This is a genomic window from Neobacillus sp. WH10 (assembly GCF_030123405.1).
Taxonomy (GTDB): Bacteria; Bacillota; Bacilli; order Bacillales; family Cytobacillaceae; genus Neobacillus.
The window spans coordinates 2348285-2369594 of the sequence record NZ_CP126110.1; the positions used below are offsets into that span (position 1 = coordinate 2348285).

20 protein-coding genes and 2 riboswitches are annotated in these 21310 nt (G+C 37.7%); of the genes, 18 read left to right on the forward strand and 2 right to left on the reverse strand.

What is annotated here, in order from left to right; all coding sequences use genetic code 11:
- Positions 1–4: 4 nt before the first annotated feature.
- Positions 5–460: a (2Fe-2S)-binding protein gene (locus tag QNH20_RS11110; RefSeq protein ID WP_283922943.1), complete on the forward strand. Its 456-nt coding sequence runs from the start codon at positions 5–7 to the stop codon at positions 458–460.
- Between the two features lie 106 nt (positions 461–566).
- Here the strand turns inward: QNH20_RS11110 and QNH20_RS11115 are convergent, their stop codons facing one another.
- Positions 567–2657 carry a peptidoglycan D,D-transpeptidase FtsI family protein gene (locus QNH20_RS11115; protein WP_283922944.1) on the reverse strand — a complete coding sequence of 697 codons (2091 nt, stop codon included), beginning with the start codon at positions 2655–2657 and terminating at the stop codon, positions 567–569.
- A gap of 269 nt (positions 2658–2926) precedes the next feature.
- Between QNH20_RS11115 and QNH20_RS11120 the strand changes: the two genes are divergently transcribed.
- The 9 genes from QNH20_RS11120 (at position 2927) to QNH20_RS11160 (ending at position 12139) form a co-directional block, all read left to right on the forward strand.
- Positions 2927–4459 carry a carboxypeptidase M32 gene (locus QNH20_RS11120; RefSeq protein ID WP_283922945.1) on the forward strand — a complete coding sequence of 511 codons (1533 nt, stop codon included), beginning with the start codon at positions 2927–2929 and terminating at the stop codon, positions 4457–4459.
- Positions 4460–4842: 383 nt separating this feature from the next.
- Positions 4843–5628, forward strand: a complete 786-nt coding sequence (locus tag QNH20_RS11125; RefSeq protein WP_283922946.1) for a TerC family protein — start codon at positions 4843–4845, stop codon at positions 5626–5628.
- A 456-nt stretch (positions 5629–6084) separates the two neighbouring features.
- Positions 6085–6687, forward strand: coding sequence for an undecaprenyl phosphate transporter UptA (gene uptA / locus QNH20_RS11130; RefSeq protein ID WP_283922947.1), 603 nt, complete (start codon positions 6085–6087; stop codon positions 6685–6687).
- Between the two features lie 347 nt (positions 6688–7034).
- Positions 7035–7697, forward strand: a complete 663-nt coding sequence (locus QNH20_RS11135; protein ID WP_283922948.1) for a phosphatase PAP2 family protein — start codon at positions 7035–7037, stop codon at positions 7695–7697.
- Positions 7698–7742: 45 nt separating this feature from the next.
- On the forward strand, positions 7743–8444 hold the full coding sequence (pssA, locus tag QNH20_RS11140) for a CDP-diacylglycerol--serine O-phosphatidyltransferase (protein WP_283922949.1): 702 nt from the start codon (positions 7743–7745) through the stop codon (positions 8442–8444).
- Between the two features lie 305 nt (positions 8445–8749).
- Positions 8750–9058, forward strand: coding sequence for an iron-sulfur cluster assembly accessory protein (locus tag QNH20_RS11145; RefSeq protein WP_283922950.1), 309 nt, complete (start codon positions 8750–8752; stop codon positions 9056–9058).
- Positions 9059–9187: 129 nt separating this feature from the next.
- Positions 9188–10906 carry an ABC transporter ATP-binding protein gene (locus tag QNH20_RS11150; RefSeq protein ID WP_283922951.1) on the forward strand — a complete coding sequence of 573 codons (1719 nt, stop codon included), beginning with the start codon at positions 9188–9190 and terminating at the stop codon, positions 10904–10906.
- 154 nt (positions 10907–11060) lie between these two features.
- On the forward strand, positions 11061–11810 hold the full coding sequence (locus QNH20_RS11155) for a Cof-type HAD-IIB family hydrolase (RefSeq protein WP_283922952.1): 750 nt from the start codon (positions 11061–11063) through the stop codon (positions 11808–11810).
- A gap of 128 nt (positions 11811–11938) precedes the next feature.
- Positions 11939–12139: a cold-shock protein gene (locus tag QNH20_RS11160; protein ID WP_149869847.1), complete on the forward strand. Its 201-nt coding sequence runs from the start codon at positions 11939–11941 to the stop codon at positions 12137–12139.
- Positions 12140–12247: 108 nt separating this feature from the next.
- On the opposite strand, the gene QNH20_RS11165 is transcribed toward QNH20_RS11160, so the two are convergent.
- The gene (locus QNH20_RS11165) at positions 12248–12451 is read right to left on the reverse strand and encodes a hypothetical protein (protein ID WP_283922953.1); all 204 of its coding nucleotides are present in this window, start codon (positions 12449–12451) and stop codon (positions 12248–12250) included.
- Positions 12452–12723: 272 nt separating this feature from the next.
- Here QNH20_RS11165 and katA point away from each other — a divergent pair, with 272 nt between their 5' ends.
- The 8 genes from katA to QNH20_RS11205 all read left to right on the forward strand — a co-directional run bounded on the left by katA (position 12724) and on the right by QNH20_RS11205 (position 21308).
- Positions 12724–14184 (forward strand): catalase KatA, encoded by a 1461-nt coding sequence (gene katA / locus QNH20_RS11170; protein WP_283922954.1) that lies wholly within the window; start codon positions 12724–12726, stop codon positions 14182–14184.
- 216 nt (positions 14185–14400) lie between these two features.
- Positions 14401–14871, forward strand: coding sequence for a GyrI-like domain-containing protein (locus QNH20_RS11175; RefSeq protein ID WP_283922955.1), 471 nt, complete (start codon positions 14401–14403; stop codon positions 14869–14871).
- Between the two features lie 172 nt (positions 14872–15043).
- Positions 15044–15190: riboswitch (FMN riboswitch) on the forward strand.
- 127 nt (positions 15191–15317) lie between these two features.
- Positions 15318–16400 carry a bifunctional diaminohydroxyphosphoribosylaminopyrimidine deaminase/5-amino-6-(5-phosphoribosylamino)uracil reductase RibD gene (gene ribD, locus QNH20_RS11180; RefSeq protein WP_283922956.1) on the forward strand — a complete coding sequence of 361 codons (1083 nt, stop codon included), beginning with the start codon at positions 15318–15320 and terminating at the stop codon, positions 16398–16400.
- A 15-nt stretch (positions 16401–16415) separates the two neighbouring features.
- The gene (gene ribE, locus QNH20_RS11185) at positions 16416–17075 is read left to right on the forward strand and encodes a riboflavin synthase (RefSeq protein WP_283922957.1); all 660 of its coding nucleotides are present in this window, start codon (positions 16416–16418) and stop codon (positions 17073–17075) included.
- A 61-nt stretch (positions 17076–17136) separates the two neighbouring features.
- Positions 17137–18330 (forward strand): bifunctional 3,4-dihydroxy-2-butanone-4-phosphate synthase/GTP cyclohydrolase II, encoded by a 1194-nt coding sequence (locus tag QNH20_RS11190; protein WP_283922958.1) that lies wholly within the window; start codon positions 17137–17139, stop codon positions 18328–18330.
- Positions 18331–18368: 38 nt separating this feature from the next.
- On the forward strand, positions 18369–18839 hold the full coding sequence (gene ribH / locus QNH20_RS11195) for a 6,7-dimethyl-8-ribityllumazine synthase (RefSeq protein ID WP_283922959.1): 471 nt from the start codon (positions 18369–18371) through the stop codon (positions 18837–18839).
- A gap of 118 nt (positions 18840–18957) precedes the next feature.
- A riboswitch (cobalamin riboswitch) is annotated at positions 18958–19151 on the forward strand.
- 176 nt (positions 19152–19327) lie between these two features.
- Entirely contained in the window at positions 19328–20290 is a 963-nt protein-coding gene (locus QNH20_RS11200; RefSeq protein WP_283922960.1) for an ABC transporter substrate-binding protein, read from the forward strand.
- On the forward strand, positions 20256–21308 hold the full coding sequence (locus QNH20_RS11205; RefSeq protein ID WP_283922961.1) for a FecCD family ABC transporter permease: 1053 nt from the start codon (positions 20256–20258) through the stop codon (positions 21306–21308). The genes QNH20_RS11200 and QNH20_RS11205 overlap by 35 nt, the downstream gene beginning before the upstream one ends.
- Positions 21309–21310 lie beyond the last annotated feature (2 nt).

Sequence of the window (21310 nt, forward strand, 5' to 3'; positions counted from 1 at the left end):
AACCTTGAAAACCTATACGGGTACCTTAAACGTAAATGGAGAAAGTCGGATGGTTACAGTAAGGTCAGCTGATACCCTTTTATATGTCTTAAGGAGGATGCTAGGTCTGACAGGATCGAAGCCAGGATGTTTAAACGGCGACTGTGGGGCATGTACCGTGAATGTCGACGGATGGCCAATGAAATCTTGTTTAATGTTAGCCGTGGAAGCGGTTGGGAAAGAAGTGACAACAATTGAAGGGCTGGCTGACACCCCAATTCAGAGAGCCTTTGTCGAGCACTTCGCGTTTCAATGCGGTTATTGCACACCAGGGTTTATTATGAACTGCCACTCTTTAATCGAACGGCATCCGGATGCCGATGATCATACCATTAAAGAATGGCTTGAATCGAATATTTGCCGTTGCACGAGTTATTTCGAGATTGAGCATGCTGTGAAATCGGTGTTAAAGAAGGAATGAAAAACGCCAGTACTGGGCGTTTTTCACTTTTTATCAATTTTTTTGTATGAACTACGAATAGGTGAAATTTCTTGCGAGATTGTCGATAAGAAGTTTCATAAACGGCCTAACGGTTAGATCTTCTTGCGAAATTATTTTTCATTTGAAAATACGTATCCAAAACCCGCTTGCCTATTTTGAGGTTTGCACGGTTATCAACGCTTCCTTCGTAAGCCCATGGAACTAAAACGGCCATGGCAACCTCAGGATTCGTGCTTGGAGCGTAGCACACCAGGCTTAAGTTCATAACAGGAGGCGGCTCTTTTCCATAATTACTGCGAAATGGTCCGTCGTAAAAGGCTTCGGCAGTACCGGTTTTACCTGCAGGTGAATAGGTAACACCCTGAAAAAAGTTATATGCAGTTCCGCCCGGCTCCTGCATGACCTTTTTAAATCCAGTTTGGACACGACTCATCCATTCCTTTTTTACATCAATTGTGTTCAGGACAGTTGGAGTGATTTCTTGTATGACTGGCCCGAATTCATCCGATTCACTTGCGGGTTCACGAATTTGTTTTACCACATGGGGCTGCATTCGGTAGCCGCCATTTGCAATCGTAGACACATATTGTGCCAGCTGCATGGTAGAATATGTATCATATTGACCAATAACAAGATCGAGTAAATAACCAGGCAGCTTGCTTTGTCCTTTAAAACCTGTTTGTTCATTTGGTAGATCAATCCCTGTTCTTGTTCCAAGGCCAAAGGAAGCAAAAGAGTTTCTTATTGTTTCGAAAGAAAGCTTGTTAGTAAAATTTAATGGTTTGTCGTATTCATAATGTCCTTTACCGATATTAATAGCTGTATGGAACATATAAACGTTTGAAGATTTTTTTAAGGCATCAATATCATTTATTCTACCTAAATAGGCATACGATTTTTTTAAAGGGGTATCTTTAATTTTGATCCCAGTATCATCAAAAGAAGTACCAGGAGAAATTGCGCCTGATTTATAGCCGGTTAAAATCGTTGCTCCTTTTACAGCGGAACCGACGTTATATGTGGTAGTAAAGGTCCCCAGGGCATCATCAATCATTTCGTCATTTCCGGTATCTTTGTCATTAACAATTTTTTTTCCTGACATCGTTAATACCTCTCCAGTCCAGGGATCCATTAAGACGACGTAAGCACGATCGGTTAAACCAGTACCTGGTGATGTCTTTGCAGCCCAAAGTTCTTCTTCAAGAATCTTATCAATAGCCATTTGGAGTTCCATATCAATCGTTAAAATAAGATCTTTTCCTTTTTTTCCAGTGTAGACGGAGTGGATTTCAATGACATTGCCCGCATTATCTGTTATATTTTTCACCTTTGATTTGTAACCGTGAAGTACATCTTCATATTGGAATTCTAATTGACTTTTGCCGACACGGTCATTACGGCTATAGCCCTTTGCTAAAAAATAATCTAATTGATCAGCAGGAAGGCCTTCATCGGATTTTGTCACCTTTCCTAAAACAGATCTCAATGTATTTTCGAAAGCATACGATCGGTCCCAATCTGTTGTCGTTTCAACCCCAGGGAGTGATTGAAGATTTTCACTTACTACGGCAAATTCCTTTTCGGTAACGTCTTCGTTCTTTACCATTTGCGGGGTAAATTTATATCCGCTGGTAAATTCCCGGTAAATCGCCAGCACTTCAAGGTCGGTATCTGTTATTTCTTTCAATTCTTCCTCAGTGATACGATCCAATTTTAATTTATAGATCTCTTTGTCCGTTAATTTTTTTGCATTGTATAAGTCTTTTTCTGTTTTTGTGATTTTGGCATCCGCCCACTTTTGATTTTTTATGAACCAGAAATCCCGCTTGTCTCTTTCAGTGACCTTGTCTGTTTTTTTATCAATCAGCAGCGCTAACTTTTTAGCGGTTTCTAGCATCTCTTTTTGACTAAACCCTTCATTTGTATAGATGATAGCACTTTTTGGAACATTATCGACAACCACCCGAAAATCACGATCGAGCATTTTTCCTCTAGGCACTAAATTACTAACCGTAATATCTTCTTTCCTTTCTAAATCTCTTTTGTAATTTTCTCCATACACAATTTGTACAAAGCCAAGACGAAGTATAAGGACTGAAAATAATAAAAATACACTAAAAAAAAGTAAATTTAAGCGAAAAGGGAAATGAGACTTTTTCTTTGTCAGCTTCTCCAAAATGGTTACACATCCTTTTTACCTAATTTAATCCTTTTACTCATTATGCCTAATTGAAAAAGAAGAAACAACAGAAAATGGTAAATATGTATTTAAAGTGGATAAAGATTTTATAAGTTGTACAGTGACATAGATGGAAGCTTCAAATTTTTCTATTAAAAAGATTTTCAAATATTTTTCTTTATTTGAATTTTTTAATTTATAATAAAATGGGGAAGTGGCAGGTTCACATCCTTTAGGGAATAGAATAATGAAAAGGGGGGCTGCATATGGAACAGAAAGTAGCTAATCTAACATTACAGAAGGCATTAGAACAATTTAAACTGTTAGATGAAAAAATAACTCATTTTTCAAGTATTATTGGTTTAGCAGACTGGGATCAAAAAGTTATGGCACCGAAAAAAGGCAGGAATGTTTTTGCTAAGGCAACTGGAACATTACGGACGGAAGTATTTAAGCTATCTGTATCTAAGGAAATGGGCGACTTATTAGAAAAACTTACTTCTGCTGAAAATGGAGAAAAATTAGATGAAGTCACCAAGGCAAGGGTAAGGGAGTATAAAGAATACTACCAGAAATCCAAAAGTATACCGGCCGACCTTTTTCAGGAGTACAGTATCTTAACGGCACAAGCAAATGATGCATGGGAAGAAGCGCGAGAAAACAACGATTTTGCCCGCTACCTTCCTTCATTGGAGAAAATTGTTGAATTTAAGCGGAAATTCGCTGAAATTTATGGCTATGAGGAGCATCCATACGATGCCTTGCTTGATGAATTTGAGCCGGGCTTAACAGTGAAGAGACTAGATCCTTTATTTGCTAAATTAAGAGAATCAAGTGTAAATTTATTAGAACGAATTAAGAAAAATGGAAAGCTGACACAAGTTGGAGTGTTTGAGCAATCATTTGATATCGAGAAACAAAAAGAATTTAATCGTTTCATCCTGCCGATCATTGGTTTTGATATGGAGGCAGGGCGCCTTGACGAAACCGTGCATCCATTTGCCCAAACAGTGAACATTGGGGATGTTCGCTTGACAACCCGCTATTTAGAAAGAAATGTTCGTTCTGCCCTTTTTGGAACAATTCATGAAGCAGGGCATGGAATATATGAGCAGCACATAAATCCGGAATATGAGGAATCAGTTCTTCAGAGTGGTACTTCATTTGGGATACATGAATCACAATCAAGATTTTTGGAAAATATGGTCGGACGCAGCAAGGAATTCTGGAAGTTCTTTTTCCCTAAGCTGCAAGAATATTTTCCCGCACAATTAGCAAATGTTTCAGTTGAGGAATTTTATCGTGCGGTAAATACGGTTGAGCCTTCTTTTATCCGTGTGGAGGCAGATGAGTTAACCTACAATTTGCATATTATGCTAAGATATGAAATTGAAAAAGCATTAATTGGCGGTGAGATTGATGCTAAGGACTTGCCTGAAATTTGGAACCAGAAAATGCAAGATTATCTTGGAATTACACCAAGTACGGATACTGAAGGTGTTCTTCAGGATGTACACTGGTCCTTTGGCGGCATCGGCTATTTCCCATCCTATTCATTAGGAAATCTCTATGCAGCCCAAATTCTACGAACAATACAAAATGATCTTCCTGATTTCTATAGCTATATTGAAAATGGCCAGTTTGAGCTGATCCAAGCATGGTTAAAGGAAAAAATCCACCGGTTCGGTAAACTTTATACACCGAATGAATTAATCGTTAAGGTCACTGGTGAGGAATTAAACGCAGATTATCTTGTTGAATATCTCGAGAAAAAATATTCAGAGATATATGAACTATAAAGTGAAACATCAATTAGTTTTTTTTTTCTAGCCCACTAATCATCCTTTTTTGTAACATCAAAGTCTTGAAGAGGAGTCTTACTGCCTGTTAATGTAGGATAAATCTTTCAAACTAACATTGACATCTGATAAAAAGTATAATATATTGTAAGTAATTAAATATTTCCTTTTTAAAGGGGAGTAGCTGCTACAATAAAGTCGTCATTTCGAGAATTGATTTCTCCGGCTTTATTGGCAACATTACGTTGTTAGCAAGACCTTTACTTTACTGTAAAGGTCTTTTATGTGTTTTTTAGGCCTTTACTGTAAACAGTAAAGGCCTATTTTTATGGCAATAAGGGAGTATTTTTGAAAAATATCAAATTTTTTAGGAGGAATAATTAATGGATTTTGCTCTTTTACTGGAATACGGATGGGTTTTATTGATCTTGGTGGCATTAGAAGGTCTTTTAGCAGCAGATAATGCATTGGTACTTGCGATTATGGTGAAACATTTACCTGAAGAAGATCGAAAAAAGGCGTTGTTTTACGGTCTTGCTGGAGCATTTATCTTCCGCTTTGCGTCATTGTTTGCGATTTCCTTCCTTGTTGATGTGTGGCAAGTTCAAGCTATAGGGGCTATATATTTATTATTCATGGCAGGTAATCATATTTTCAGGAAGGTTGTGAAAGGAAAAACAGAGCAGAAGGAGGAAAAGAAAGATCGCAAAAAAAGCGGCTTTTGGACGACGGTATTCAAGGTTGAATTAGCTGATATTGCCTTTGCGGTTGACTCTATTCTTGCAGCCGTAGCGATGGCGGTTGTACTTCCAGACACACCGCTTCCAAACATCGGCGGGCTTGATGGCGGTAAGTTCTTAGTTATATTTGCAGGCGGTATTATTGGATTAATCATTATGCGTTTTGCAGCTAACCAGTTTGTTAAGCTGCTTGAGAGAAGACCTGGTCTAGAAATCGCTGCTTTTACAATTGTCGGCTGGGTTGGTGTTAAACTAGCAGTTTATACACTTTCACATCCTTCGTTAGGGATTCTAAGTGAGGAATTTGCTCATTCAACCGCATGGAAAATAACCTTTTACGTCGTGCTGGTTGGCATAGCAGCAGCTGGCTGGTTTTTCTCAAAAGACAAAACGGATGAATCAGTGGAAAATAAAGCGAGAGTTTCATAATCTTTATGGATTTTATTATAAGCAATTCTTCCTAAGAGGGAGGATTGCTTTTTCAATATAATAAACATTAGGTACAACCACAACTCAAAACTTTTACCAAAGCTTCCGATTTAAGAAATTATTAATATTTCATTAATAGTATGTTTAGTTTGATTGTCTATTCTTATCATATAACAACAAAATGCTTAGAAGAAGGAAGAAAATGAATAAGAAAGTGCTAGATGCTATTGAAGTTAGTGGTATATTATTTACAGGAGGTGTTTTATCAGCTTCTGTATCCTCATCTGAATATGAACTATTCTAAACAACTGTTAAGGAAACGAAACCTTTTCAACTGAATCATTAGGGGCCAAGTACTCAAAGTAGCGGGTGACTAACTCTTATATAAGAAATATCATTCAAACATTTAAACTTCAATCAGCAACAAGAGAAATTCTTCAAAAAGGTAGGTAGATTATGTCACATTTTATTCAGTCCATCTTTGATTTGCTTTCAGGCCTTGGTTATCTTGGCATTACCCTAGGCTTAATGATCGAAATTATTCCAAGTGAGATCGTCTTGGCCTACGGTGGTTATTTAGTTTCTATCGGAAAAATTTCATTCATCGGGGCAGTGGTCGCAGGAACAATAGGGGGGATTATCGCCCAGTGGTTTCTGTATTGGTTAGGGAAATATGGTGGAAGACCAATCCTCGATAAATACGGAAAGTATTTGTTGATCAAACCACATCATATGGATCTTGCCCAACAATGGTTCAGCAAATATGGGTCAGGCGTTATTTTTACGGCACGCTTTATCCCTTTTGTAAGACATGCGATTTCCATTCCTGCTGGTATTGCCCGGATGCCTTTTTCAAAGTTTAGCATTTATACCATTGCCGCAATTATTCCATGGTCGATTCTCTTTTTATATCTAGGGATGACCTTGGGAACGAAATGGGATCAAATCAATCAAGCTGCAAAACCGTTTGTTACACCTGCAATAATAATTGCCATCATTTTTACACTTTGCTACCTCGTTTATAAATGGAAATTTAAAAAAATGAAAACAAAAAGCTAATGTATTGAAAGAACATTCGGTTATCAAATTCAGATACTGATATAGCTTAAATAAACCTACTGTCAAATACCTAACTAAGACGATAGGGACATGCTCCGTTGGTCAACAAATAAATAATTTTATTATCAAGACTTGCTTAAAAATGTCCAGACCCTCAGCAAAATCACATAATACAGTTATAAACAAACATTATTACTGTAATCTTGGCTGAAGGGTGGAATGCTTTTTTAGCAAGTCTTTTTTTGATTTAGGGAAGTAAGGAGATGGTAGAGAATTTATTGTTATATTAAGGTACTATATGGTATGTTTTTAAAGACGCTTTAAATTCACCTTGAGAGGATCTTGTTATGAATCTTAAATTAAATCTAATTATCGCTTTCATCATAAGTTTAGTCTGCGTTCTCAGCTTCGGCTTAATCACGTTGTTAATAAGTGACAATACTATCATAGATTTTGATAGGGATGTAATAGCAGCTATCCAAGGACTGGAATCGCCATTTTTAACAAAAGTGATGAAATTTTTTACCTTTATTGGTTCTACTCCATTTGTTATCATTTTATGTATCGTTTTAATATTTTTCCTTTATAAAGTATTACATCATCGTTCAGAATTAATATTATTCATTTCTGCGATTATCGGTTCAGCAGTATTAAACCAAATTTTAAAACAGGTTTTCCACCGTGCTCGTCCTAATTTCCATCGTTTAATTGATATTTCAGGGTATAGTTATCCAAGTGGACATGCTATGAATGCATTTACCGTTTATGTGATTATTACGTTTTTGCTTTGGCGCCATATTTCAACTAAGTGGGGAAGAAGCATCCTGATTATTTTTAGTGCTTTTATGATATTGGCGATTGGAACGAGCAGGATCTATTTAGGTGTCCACTATCCAAGTGATATTATTGGAGGATATTTAGCGAGTGGATTTTGGTTAACAGTTGCAATTTGGTTTTTCCAATTTTACCAAGAAAAGCGTTATAATAAGAAATATAAAAGCGGAAACTAATGGTTGGTATCTTATTGACCTTTGCTCTGCTAATTGAAAACTGGAGTGATACATATTATTAGAAACAGTATTCCTAACCTTTTTACCCTTGCTAATTTATTTTCTGGCTTTTTATCGGTCATGTATTCAGCGCAAGGGGATTACAAGAATGCCGCTATTTTAATCTTAATTGGAATGATGCTCGACAGCATGGATGGCCGCATTGCCAGAATGCTTCGTGTGGAAAGTGATTTGGGAAAAGAACTTGACTCTCTGGCAGATATCGTCACCTTTGGTGTAGCACCGGCAATGATGGCCTATTATTCCTATTATTCCTCTTTTGGTGCAGTCGGAATGGCGGTCGCTGGACTTTTTCCATTATTTGGGGCGTACCGACTGGCACGGTTCAACATTAATGCCGTGAAATCTTCGTTAAAGTATTTTACAGGCGTTCCGATTACAGCTGCGGGTGGCTTGTTAACACTCTTGACTCTGTTTCATGGAAAGATGCCTGGTTTCATCTTTGTCATCGCGTTTTTCTTACTTTGCTATTTGATGGTAAGTACAATAAAAATTCCTAGCCTAAAGGATATCCCTCTCCCGAAATATGGCATTATTATTACACTTTTTTTAGGATACGCAATTTATCTTGTCTTTAAAAAGGAACAGCTTCGATTTCCATATTTCATCTATGTAGCTATACCGCTGTATGTCGCCTTCATAGGATACCAATTAGTACGGACAAAAAGGAAAAATAGTACAAAATAAATAGGTGTCAGGCACCATGTGAAATTTTCACATGGTGCCTGACACCTTTATTACTACTATCACTATTTTTATGTGAATTCTAATTGATATGACCCAAATGGATCAGGGCGACTGTTATGCTGCGATAAAGAAGCTGTAAATTATGTTTAGTATATGTGATATTCCGTCTTCACCATCGTTCAAGTGCTTAAGTAAAAAGAGTTGAAGTGAAAGCCAACGAACCATTATTTCATTGCTTAAAATTGTCTATTTTAATATAATCGTGGGATAATAATGAGGAATACATAGAAAGAGGAGAGCACAAAATGAAGGTAAAAATCAATCGAAATGCTGCAAAAGCATTGAAAAAAATGATGGAACAAGAAGAGGCACAAGGGAAGCTATTCCGTGTTTACGTTACAAGCATCCACGGGGATCATGCACACTATGATTTGAGACTTGATACGCCAACTGAAAATGATGAAGTAGTCAAAACCGATAAGGAAATTGACTTTATTCTCGATAAAAACGACGAGTATCTTGATGGTGTGTGGATTCAGCTTTTTCATGTCCCAAAAGAGGAATGGCTGATTACCAATCCTTCAAAAGGCGGACACCACCATCATCATCATTAATTTGAAAACACTTGGGGCGATTGCTCCCAAGTGTTTTATTTTCAAGTATTATTTTCAAAATACTTGAAATTATTCATATATATTTCATATAATCCTATTATTGCTATCATTGAAAAAAGGAGATTACTAATGATTCGACGTTTCTTTTCGTATTACCGCCCGCACAAACGGCTTTTCATATTAGACTTCAGCAGTGCAGTTATAGTTGCTGTTCTTGAATTAGCCTTCCCGCTGGCGGTTAGTTGGTTTATTGATGAATTGCTGCCTGGTGGCGATTGGCAGGCGATAGTCTCAGTGAGTATCGGACTTTTCCTTGTTTACTTATTAAGTACCTTCCTACAATTTATTGTGAATTATTGGGGCCATAAGCTTGGGATTAATATTGAAACCGATATGAGGCAAGAACTGTTTGAACATGTCCAAAAGCAATCGTTTCGCTTTTTTGACAATACGAAAACGGGGCATATCATGAGCAGAATTACCAATGATCTGTTTGATTTAGGCGAGCTTGCCCACCATGGACCAGAAGATGTCTTTATCGCCATGATGACCTTTATCGGTGCATTCTGGATTATGCTGACGATCAATGTGAAGCTCTCTCTTGTTGCCGTTCTAATCTTGCCATTTTTAATTCTTCTAGTAATTGTCTGTAATTTAAAAATGAACAAGGCTTGGGGTCAAATGTATTCGAGCATTGCAGACGTAAACGCACGTGTAGAGGATAGTGTTTCCGGAAGTCGCGTGGTTCAATCCTTCACAAATGAAGAGTTTGAGATAGCCAGATTTAAAAAGAATAATCAAAGATACCGTGGCGCGAAACTAAGTGGATATCGTGTCATGTCCTACAGTCTCTCGGGGATCTATATGATGACAAGGCTAATCACGATTGTCGTCCTTGTCTATGGAGCTTGGTTAAGCTTCACTGGACAGCTAACCTATGGTGAATTAGTTGGTTTTATCCTATATGTCAATGTCCTCTTTAAACCAATTGATAAAATCAGTGCGATAATGGAGTTATATCCAAAAGGAATGGCTGGGTTCAAACGGTTTATAGAGCTGATTGATTCAGATCCGGAAGTAAAGGATACAGAGGATGCAGTAGAAATAGCATCACTTAAAGGAAATATCATATTTAAAGACGTATCCTTCTGTTACGACAGGCATAAATCTGTCTTGGAAAATATAAATATAGATATTCGGTCAGGTGAGACTGTAGCATTTGTAGGACCGTCAGGAGCAGGCAAAACAACGATTTGCTCCTTGATTCCGAGATTTTATGATGTTAGTGACGGCGGCATCTATATTGATGGCCTCGATATCCGAAATATGACGAAAAAATCATTACGTTCTCAAATCGGCATTGTTCAACAGGATGTGTTTCTGTTTACAGGAACACTTCGTGAAAATATCGCTTATGGCAAACAGGATGCAACTGATAAGGAAATTGCCGAGGCTGCTCGTCGTGCCCATCTCGAAAAATTTATTGCTTCATTGCCGGACGGTTATGAGACCCAAATTGGGGAACGTGGCTTAAAGCTTTCCGGTGGTCAAAAACAGCGGATTGCAATTGCCAGAATGTTTTTAAAAAACCCACCAATCTTAATTTTGGATGAAGCTACTTCGGCTCTTGACACGGAAACGGAAATGGTGATTCAAGAAGCGTTGACAGAGCTTGCTCAAAACAGAACCACCCTTATAATTGCCCACAGGCTGGCGACCATTCGTAATGCTGACCGGATTGTCGTTGTAACAGAGCAGGGAATTGCCGAAGAAGGACGTCATGATGAATTAATCGAACAGGGCGGTATTTTTGCCAACCTTCACCGTGTGCAATATCAGCAGCAATAATGGAATATTAGGATCCTGCAACTAATAATTCAGGGTCTTTTTTCATTTTATATAAATGTATTATGCTAACTGATTGTAGATGGTATCTTTGAAAAATGAAAATTAAAAGTGTACTCTTAATTAGATAATGTAAGAAAGGAGCTTTTTTTTACATATGGATAATTTCAAAAATGATCTTGATATCAAATTAGTTGCACTTGATATGGATGGAACACTTTTAAATTATAAAGGACAGATATCTGAAGCGAATCGGCAGGCTATCAAAGCTGCCCAGGATAAGGGGATATATGTCGTATTAAGTACCGGACGATCTTTAACGACCTGTCGAGAACATGCTGATGCACTGGAGCTCACATCGTATTTGGTAACGGTAAATGGCAGTGAGATCTGGGATGAAAAACGGGAACTGGTAGAAAGGAATTTTGTGAAAGCGGAATTAATAGAGTGGATGTGGGAACTTACAAAACAGCATAAAACAAAGTTTTGGGCGATCAGCACGGAGCGGAATTGGCATGATGAAATGCCAGAGGACATCCATAATATCGAATGGTTAAAATTTGGATTTAATATAGATGATGATGCAACTCGAGAGCTTATATTAAAAGAATTAGAGGCAAAGGCTGAATTTGAGCTAAGTAATTCTACTTTGAAGAATATAGAGGTCAATCCGCTTGGAATTAATAAAGCGAAGGGGCTGGGTGTTGTCTGCAGCCGACTCGGAATTGAAATGAAAAATGTTATGGCCGTGGGAGACAGTCGAAACGATTTAATGATGATTAAATCAGCAGGACTTGGTGTAGCAATGGGAAATGCTCAAGATGTAGTGAAGGCGGCTGCAGACTGGGTTACAGCAACTAATGAAGAGGATGGTGTGGCAAAAGCAATCCACACATGGGTTCTTTGAAGTCTCAACTAAAAGAGAAAAAATAACGAATTGAAATGGTATATGACAATAACATATTGGTAAAAATAATTGAGCAAGAATATTTTGCAAAATAATGTAATTGTTACATGCTAGGAGGATACAAAGTAATGGAACATGGTAAAGTAAAATGGTTTAACGGTGAGAAAGGGTTTGGATTCATTGAGCGTGAAGGCGGAGATGATGTATTCGTTCATTTCTCAGCTATTCAAGGCGAAGGATATAAAACCTTAGATGAAGGTCAAGAGGTTACATTTGAAATTGAAAATGGACAACGTGGACCACAAGCGGTAAACGTTCGTAAATCATAAGACCTGCCAAAAAAACAGACTCTAACACTTGTTAGGGTCTGTTTTTTTGTGGCAAAAGAGGAAACGCAAAAGGGTCATACCTCTTTGTGTCATCCTCTTGAAAGTTTATTAAACACCCATTTTTCTCCGTGTATTGCTTACTTTTTTGGTCTGCTGGCTTTTCATCTTTTTACCACTTTGTGTGTTGCTTGAAGTGGAAATCCCTGAAGCGGTCTTATTTTTTTTATTTTCAAGCTGCTGTTTCATCGCTTCTTGTAAACTAATTTTCTTTTTTGGCTCTTCATTTAGGTTTGATTGATTAGATTCACTCATATTAATCCTCCTATAAATTGTGTTACATACAGTATAATCTATTTTTTTAGTTTGGAAAAATCACTTCTCTTAAGTATATAGAAATTTTTAGGATGTTATTTCTTAATTTTGGAATAACGTCCCAATTTTTTAATACCTATGTAATAGTGGTTTCAGGTTTTATTATTAACATTCAATATTAAATTAAAATAATTATAATTTAGTATTGATTTTAATGAGGTTTATATTATAATTTAGGTAAAGTTTTAAAAAATAGTTTACGAGGTGATCGAATGAGTAATAGTAACAAACATTTAACAACAGGAAACGGAGCACCAGTCGGTGATAATCAAAATTCAATGACCGCTGGTTCTAGGGGCCCAACTTTAATTCAAGATGTCCATTTACTAGAAAAATTGGCGCACTTTAACCGAGAGCGGGTGCCGGAGCGGGTAGTACACGCAAAGGGTGCCGGAGCACATGGTTATTTCGAAGTGACCAATGATATGTCCAAATATACGAAGGCAAAATTATTTAGTGGGGTTGGTAAACGCACCCCAATGTTTATTCGCTTTTCAACAGTAGCAGGGGAACTTGGTTCTGCTGATACGGTTCGTGATCCTCGGGGCTTTGCAGTGAAGTTTTATACTGAAGAAGGCAACTATGATTTGGTTGGAAATAACACCCCAATTTTCTTTATACGTGATGCGATTAAATTCCCGGATTTCATCCATACTCAAAAAAGAGATCCAAAAACCCATTTAAAAAATCCAACTGCTGTTTGGGATTTTTGGTCCTTATCACCTGAATCCTTGCACCAAGTGACTTATTTAATGGGGGACCGCGGGCTTCCAGCGACATTTCGCCATATGAATGGCTACGGCAGTCATACTTTCAAATGGGTGAACGAAGACGGTGAAGCGGTTTGGGTAAAATATCACTTTAAGACCGAGCAAGGTGTTAAAAACATGTCACCGGATCTTGCCGCTAAGCTAGCGGGAGAGAATCCAGATTATCATACAGAAGATTTATTTAATGCAATTGAGAATGGTGACTTCCCAGTCTGGAAGCTTCACGTGCAAATTATGCCATTTGAAGATGCCAATTCGTATCGATTTGATCCATTTGATGTGACAAAAATCTGGTCACATAAGGATTACCCATTAATTGAGGTAGGTAGAATGGTTTTGAATCGCAATCCTGAAAACTATTTTGCAGAGGTAGAGCAGGCAACATTCTCACCTGGAACTATGGTACCAGGTGTTGAGGCATCACCGGATAAAATGCTCCAAGGGAGACTTTTCGCATATTCCGATGCACACCGGTATCGTGTAGGCGCTAATCATAACTTGCTCCCAATTAACCGTCCAAAAGTTGAAGTAAACAATTATCAACGTGATGGTGCGATGCGATCTGATAATAATGGCGGCGGATCGGTTTACTATGAACCAAACAGTTTTGATGGTCCAAAGGAAGCGCCTGAGCATAAACAAACAGCCTTCCAGGTTACCGGTACAGCAGAGCAGGCTTCATATGACCAGCATGATCATTATACACAAACGGGTGACCTTTACCGATTGATGACAGAGGAAGAACGTACACGTTTGGTGGAGACCATCGTTGGTGCCATGGAGCCGGTGGAGAGAGAGGATATCAAGCTTCGTCAAATCCAGCATTTCTACAAAGCTGACCCAGAGTATGGCGAGCGAGTAGCAAAAGGCTTGAATTTAGCAATTCCTCAGGAAGTTAAATAAACAAACAAAGGCCGTTCGATTCTTCGAACGGCTTTTTTCTATCTCTTAAGAAGTGACTAGAGTTTGGAACAACGGAAAATGCTCCTCTGTTATTTTTTATCTGTAAAGTTATTTAGGAATAAAAATTTCCACCTATTTCGTCGAATAATTTTAGAAGGAATCTCAGTGATACTATTAGAATATTAGAAATATGATTGTATAAAAGGGGGGATTTGCTTGGGTATCCGAGTAATTGAAAGAGAAGAAATAAAAGTAATCGGCATTTCTTGGAATGGTACACATTCACAAATGGATTGTATTCCAAGTCTTTTTAGTAGATTTAAAGGACGTCTTTATGAGGTTCCATTTCAAACTCAGGAATCGATATTGATTGCACCATTTCATACGAGGGAAACCGAGATCACCTACTATGTTACTACTCCAGTAGAAGTTATTGATGATATCCCAGAAGGTATGGTTGGTTTTACGATTCCACGTAAAAACTATGTTTTCAGTACTCATAAAGGCAGGATAGAGGATGTCGAAAATACATACAATAAAATGTTCGCATGGATGAAAGAATACGGCTATGATCAGGATCAAAATGCATTAAGTATGGAAATCTTTACAGAAGGGGAGAAGGATCAAAATGCTGAGGGAAATCTTTATTTTGAAATATATTTACCTGTAAAGACTTATCAGAATTAGACAAATGTAAGTTAAATGGGGTAAAGTGATAAGGAGAAATAGGTTCTTTTTATCACTAATGATTAAATATGAATTCACGAAAAAAATTTCTAGTGGGATAAAAGAAAACAATAGGTGTTTTTTTCTTTACTGTTAGAATTAATTGTATTATTATATTAACAACATAATTGAATACTTCCTTCGGGGTCAGGTGAAATTCCTAACCGGCGGTGATGAAGCAATGCTTCTTAGTCCGTGACCCGGGTAACATTTTTGTTAAACGGTGGATCTGGTGAAACTCCAGGGCCGACAGTTAAAGTCTGGATGGGAGAAGGAAAACAAGGGTTAATGATAGGGTGAAGTTTGCCTATTTTTAAACCTTTATTTACTATTGTCTTTTTTGAAGACCCTGAAGAGAAATATTCTTTAGGGTCTTTTTTAATTCCTTTTAAAAAGGAGAATAATCGATGAATGATAGTTTATATATGAATTTAGCGTTAAACCTAGCCAGAGGAACTCTTGGACAAACGTCACCTAACCCTGTTGTCGGTGCTGTGGTGGTAAAGGATGGTCAAATAATCGGCATGGGAGCACATTTAAGAGCTGGCGAACCACATGCTGAGGTACATGCCATTCAAATGGCTGGCGATCAAGTAAAAGGGTCTACTTTATATGTAACCCTAGAGCCGTGCAGTCATTATGGAAAAACTCCACCTTGTTCTGATTTGATAATTAAGTCAGGTGTAAAGAAGGTATTTGTAGCTACAACAGATCCAAATCCTAAAGTTGCCGGGACAGGGATTGAGCGTATGACAAAAGCTGGAATTGAAGTGAAGGTGGGCATATTACAAGAGGAAGCCCGTGATTTGAATAAGGTCTTTTTTTATAACATCCAATCAGGTTTACCCTATGTCACCTTAAAATCAGCCGCAAGTTTAGACGGAAAAACGGCAACAGTAATTGGTGAAAGCAAATGGATTACGAATGAAGAATCAAGAGCAGACGTTCATCATTTTCGTCACCAACATGACGGAATCATGGTTGGGGTCAACACGGTATTGAAAGATAATCCATCCTTGACAACAAGGCTCGTAGAAGGTGGTAAAAACCCGATTCGCATAATACTGGATACTCATTTAAGGACTCCGCTTGACGCCCAAGTTATTATCGATCAACAGGCACCAACCTGGATTGTCACTGGAGCAGAAGTTGACAAAAACCGAGTTAGCCAATTTTCTGAATTAGATATTGAAGTAATAAAAATGGAGAGTCAGAAGGTTTCGATAAAAGAGATGCTCGTCCTCCTTGGCAAAAAGGGAATTACATCTCTTTTTGTTGAAGGCGGCGCAGAAGTGCATGGCAGTTTTTTAAAGGAACATGCTTTTCAGCAAATCATTACCTATATCGCTCCGAAACTAATCGGTGGAAAAAATGCACCTACATCCTTCGGAGGGCAGGGAATTGAACACATAGCAGAAGCTGTTTCTTTGAACATTAAACAGGTGGATCGAATTGGCAGTGATATAAGAATTATTGCTGAACCTAGGTAAGGAGAAGAAATTATTATGTTTACTGGAATAATTGAAGAAATCGGCATACTCTCGAATATTCAGCGGACTGGAAACTCGTTTGTATTAACAATTGAAGCCAAAAAAATTCTTGACGATGTTCATCTCGGCGACAGTATTGCCGTCAACGGAATATGTTTGACAGTTACTTCTTATACAGGTAAGCAATTCACGGTAGACGTAATGCCTGAAACAGTCAAAGCTACCAGTTTAAATACAGTTAAGCGGGGATCAAAAGTTAATTTAGAAAGAGCTATGGCTGCAGGTGGAAGATTCGGAGGTCATTTTGTTTCGGGACATATAGATGGCACAGGAGTTATAAAAAGTAAACAGGCCTTTGAAAATGCGGTTTATTATGAAATTGATGCGGACTCAAATTTATTAAAAGATGTAATTTTGAAGGGATCTGTTGCTGTCGATGGGACAAGCCTAACTGTTTTCGGAGTAACAGAAAATAGTTTTACAATATCTTTAATTCCACATACATTGTCGGAAACCATATTGGGGCATAAGGGTTCAGGGGATATAGTAAATTTGGAATGCGATATGATTGGTAAATACGTCGGTCATTTTATCAAAAAGCTTACAAATGACCAAGAGCAAAAGAGCAGGTCAGGGATAACGGAAAAATTTTTAGAAGAGAATGGATTTTTTTAACCAATACTTCTGGAACGTCTCGTACCGCCATGGTGTTGAACTATAACAGGGAGTGATAGATGTGTTTAATTCAATTGATGAAGCTTTAACTGATTTAAAAGAAGGAAAGGTTATTATTGTTTGCGACGATGAGGAGAGGGAAAATGAAGGGGACTTTATCGCTTTAGCTGAAAAAGCTACTCCAACTGTGATTAATTTTATGGCGACACACGGTAGAGGACTCGTCTGTGTTCCAATTGAGGAAGATTTGGCGCAAAAATTGGACTTAATCCCAATGGTTTCTAAAAACACAGACCCTCATGGTACTGCCTTTACAGTTAGTATTGACCATAAATTTTCGACAACAGGAATTTCGGCATTTGAACGTTCAGCCACAATCTTAAGTTTGCTTGACCCAGAGTCAAAAGCTGCAGATTTTAAACGTCCTGGACACATTTTTCCGCTAATTGCTAAAAAAGGCGGTGTTTTAAGGAGAACAGGGCATACGGAAGCGGCAGTAGACCTTGCCAAATTATGCGGTGCCAAACCAGCTGGAGTTATTTGTGAAATCATGAATGAGGACGGAACAATGGCACGTGTCCCTCAGTTGCAAAAAATTGCAGTTGACCTGAATGTAAAAATGATTACGATTAAAGATCTGATTGAATATAGAAACAAAAAGGATAACCTAATAAAACGTGAGGTAGAAATAAATTTACCTACTGAATTTGGTGCTTTTAAAGCAGTCGGTTATTCGAATCTTGTTGATGAGAAAGAGCATGTAGCCTTAGTGAAAGGTGAAATTAATCCTGAAACACCTGTCCTTGTCCGAGTACATTCTGAATGCCTGACAGGGGACGTGTTCGGATCATACCGTTGTGATTGCGGTCCCCAGCTTCATGCTGCATTAAACCAGATCAATCAGGCGGGTAACGGAGTTCTGTTATATATGCGTCAAGAAGGCCGGGGTATTGGACTTCTCAATAAACTAAAAGCCTATAAACTACAAGAAGAGGGCTATGATACCGTTGAAGCAAATGAAAAACTCGGCTTTGGTGCTGATTTAAGAGAGTATGGAATTGGTGCCCAAATTTTAAAGGATTTAGGGATTAAAAAAATGCTGTTATTAACGAATAATCCTCGAAAAATTAAAGGTCTCAAAGGCTATGATCTTGAAGTAGTGGAACGGGTACCGCTGCAAATGGACATTCGAAAGGAAAATGCCAATTATTTAAGAACAAAGCATGACAAACTCGGGCATTTGTTACATTACTAGAAATTAGTTAGCAAAAATTATCATATGGAGGCATAATCATGGGAAATATTTTTGAAGGAAATTTAGTTGGATCTGGGTTAAAAGTAGGAATTGTTGTTGGAAGGTTTAATGAATTAATTACAAGTAAATTATTAGGCGGTGCACAGGATGCCCTAAAAAGGCATGGAGTCAGTGAATCAGACGTAGATGTCGCTTGGGTTCCAGGTGCGTTTGAAATCCCTTTGATTGCCCAAAAAATGGCAAATAGTAAAAAGTATGATGCTGTCATCACACTTGGAACCGTTATTCGCGGTTCTACTCCACATTTTGATTATGTTTGTAATGAAGCGGCTAAAGGTGTTTCATCAGTAGGATTAAATAGCGGTATTCCGGTTATTTTTGGAGTATTAACGACGGATTCTATTGAACAGGCAATCGAGCGTGCAGGCACAAAAGCCGGCAATAAAGGCTGGGATGCGGCAACTGCAGCAATTGAAATGGCCAATTTATGCAGAAATATTGAGCAATAATTTAAATTGTTGAAATTAAATCCAAAACAAACTTATAAAAAACAAAATTTATTATTAGTTTGAAAATCTAAAAAACATATACAAATCAATTTAGTTTTTTTATAATAAAAATAACAAAATATATTTTATTAAATTAGGTGCTAGAATCATCTTGAATGATTTTAAGCTTAAAAGGGAAGTTTGGTGTAAAACCAACGCGGTCCCGCCACTGTAAATGAGAGCAACCTATAATTTGTCACTGTCTAATTGGATGGGAAGGCATAGGAAGCGATGATCATGAGCCAGGAAACCTGCCTAATTCTTGCACGCTGATAAACCTACGAGGATAGGAAGGTGTTGAAGGCTAGACTCCTTTTACTTTATTTAGTAAATGCAATCTAATCGCACCAACATCTTCATGTCATATGGAGATGTTTTTTTATTGGCAGAAGCAGGACTTATTTTTTGTTACTATCATTTTATCTAAACAGAAAGCAGGGAGAAGAAACATGAAGAAATTGTATTCACTATTGTTGATCGTATTATTAACAATAGGCGCTTTAGCAGGTTGTACTGAAAAGAAAGAACAAGTAAAAGAAGATAATAAAGCAAGTGTTGGCAGCAAAACGGAAGCTGCGTTTCCAGTTACCATAAAAGATGCATTAGGGAATAAGGTGGTTATAGAGAAGAAGCCGGAGAAGATTGTTTCATTGATGCCAAGTAATACGGAAATTGCCTATTCATTAGGTCTTGGAAAAGAAGTGGTTGGTGTTTCTGATTTTGATAATTATCCTGAAGATGTTTTGAAAAAAGAGAAAGTAGGCGGACAAGATATTAATTTGGAAAAAATCATCTCTTTAAAGCCTAATTTAGTATTAGCACATGCCTCTTCTGCTCATAATTCGACAGAAGGGTTACAGCAGTTAAAAGATGCCGGAATTTCCGTCCTAGTTGTAAATGATGCGGAAAATTTTGACCAAGTGTATGATTCCATTCGTATGATTGGGAAAGCTACTGGTGAAACAAAGAAAGCAGACGAAATCATTAAAGGGATGAAAGACGATTTAGCAAAGATTATTGCTAAGACGAAAGATATAAAAATGAAGAAAAAGGTATTTGTTGAAGTATCTCCTGCCCCAGAGATTTATACATCAGGAAAGAATACTTTTATGGATGAAATGTTAAGCGTTATTAATGCGGAAAATATCGCAAATGATCAGGAAGGCTGGGTCAAAATTGATCAAGAAGCTATGATCAAACGAAATCCTGATGTCGTGATCACTACATATGGGTACTATGTGAAAAATCCGACTGAGCAAGTATTAAGCAGACAAGGCTGGGAATCGGTTAACGCTGTAAAAAATAAGCAGGTAATCGATGTAGATTCTGATCGTGTTACTCGCTCAGGTCCTAGGATTGTTGAAGGAGTAGAGGAACTTGCAAAGGCTGTCTATCCAGAAGTTTTTAAATAATAAATTCTTAGCCTTTTTTCTTGCATCAATTTTCCTTATTATTGCAATTTTATTAGGTATTTCAATAGGAACTGTTTATGTACCAATAGAAACGATTATTCAAATTATCTTTGTTAAGTTATTTGGGGTAGGGTCAATTGATCCGATGCATGAGAGTATTATTATGAATATTCGCTTACCTAGAGTGATATTAGCAGGCCTTGTGGGTGCTGCTCTTGCTATTGCAGGAGCGGCTTTCCAAGGTCTGCTAAGAAATCCGTTAGCAGATCCCTATACATTGGGTGTTTCATCTGGAGCATCTGTGGGTGCGGTCTTAACACTGTTTTTTCATCTATCGATCCCATTTGTTGGGATGTTCACATTACCCTTACTTAGTATTCTATTTTCTTTTATTACCATTTTTTTCGTTCTTGCTTTTGCCCGGAAAATAGACCGCTCAATGAAAGTGGAAACAATTATCTTAACAGGTATTATTTTTAGCTCCTTTTTAGGAGCAGTTATTTCCCTCATGATTGCACTAACCGGCGATGAGCTGAGGCAAATTATTGGCTGGCTCTTAGGAAGTGTATCGATGAGAGGATGGGATTACATAAAAATTATTTTGCCATTTTTCATTATTGGTTCTGCCATATTAATCTTTAATGCAAAAGAATTAAATGCCATGTCGTTTGGGGAAGAAAGAGCACAGCATTTAGGGGTCAATGTGCAAAAAAGAAAGCTAATTATTTTATCGGCTGGTTCCATATTAACAGGAGCAGCCGTTGCAGTTTCAGGGACAATTGGTTTTGTTGGTCTGGTAATTCCCCACCTTTCAAGAATATTGTGGGGACCCGATCATCGGTACCTTCTTCCGCTATCCATTTTAACCGGAAGCGGTTTTTTAATTCTAGCTGACCTCCTATCCCGTACCATTATTTCACCAACTGAATTGCCAATTGGGGTTATTACCGCTTTAATTGGCGCACCTGTATTTGCAATTATTCTGCTACAGAGAAAAAGGAAGGAAAGAAGTGGATAGAC

Bases quoted from the DNA above. Each gene is read 5' to 3' on its own strand.
- QNH20_RS11120 (WP_283922945.1), top strand. From the start codon at position 2,927: ATGGAACAGAAAGTAGCTAATCTAACATTACAGAAGGCATTAGAACAA.
- QNH20_RS11125 (WP_283922946.1), top strand. From the start codon at position 4,843: ATGGATTTTGCTCTTTTACTGGAATACGGATGGGTTTTATTGATCTTG.
- uptA (WP_283922947.1), top strand. From the start codon at position 6,085: ATGTCACATTTTATTCAGTCCATCTTTGATTTGCTTTCAGGCCTTGGT.
- QNH20_RS11135 (WP_283922948.1), top strand. From the start codon at position 7,035: ATGAATCTTAAATTAAATCTAATTATCGCTTTCATCATAAGTTTAGTC.
- QNH20_RS11145 (WP_283922950.1), top strand. From the start codon at position 8,750: ATGAAGGTAAAAATCAATCGAAATGCTGCAAAAGCATTGAAAAAAATG.
- QNH20_RS11150 (WP_283922951.1), top strand. From the start codon at position 9,188: ATGATTCGACGTTTCTTTTCGTATTACCGCCCGCACAAACGGCTTTTC.
- QNH20_RS11155 (WP_283922952.1), top strand. From the start codon at position 11,061: ATGGATAATTTCAAAAATGATCTTGATATCAAATTAGTTGCACTTGAT.
- QNH20_RS11160 (WP_149869847.1), top strand. From the start codon at position 11,939: ATGGAACATGGTAAAGTAAAATGGTTTAACGGTGAGAAAGGGTTTGGA.
- QNH20_RS11165 (WP_283922953.1), bottom strand. From the start codon at position 12,451: ATGAGTGAATCTAATCAATCAAACCTAAATGAAGAGCCAAAAAAGAAA.
- katA (WP_283922954.1), top strand. From the start codon at position 12,724: ATGAGTAATAGTAACAAACATTTAACAACAGGAAACGGAGCACCAGTC.
- ribD (WP_283922956.1), top strand. From the start codon at position 15,318: ATGAATGATAGTTTATATATGAATTTAGCGTTAAACCTAGCCAGAGGA.
- ribE (WP_283922957.1), top strand. From the start codon at position 16,416: ATGTTTACTGGAATAATTGAAGAAATCGGCATACTCTCGAATATTCAG.
- ribH (WP_283922959.1), top strand. From the start codon at position 18,369: ATGGGAAATATTTTTGAAGGAAATTTAGTTGGATCTGGGTTAAAAGTA.
- QNH20_RS11200 (WP_283922960.1), top strand. From the start codon at position 19,328: ATGAAGAAATTGTATTCACTATTGTTGATCGTATTATTAACAATAGGC.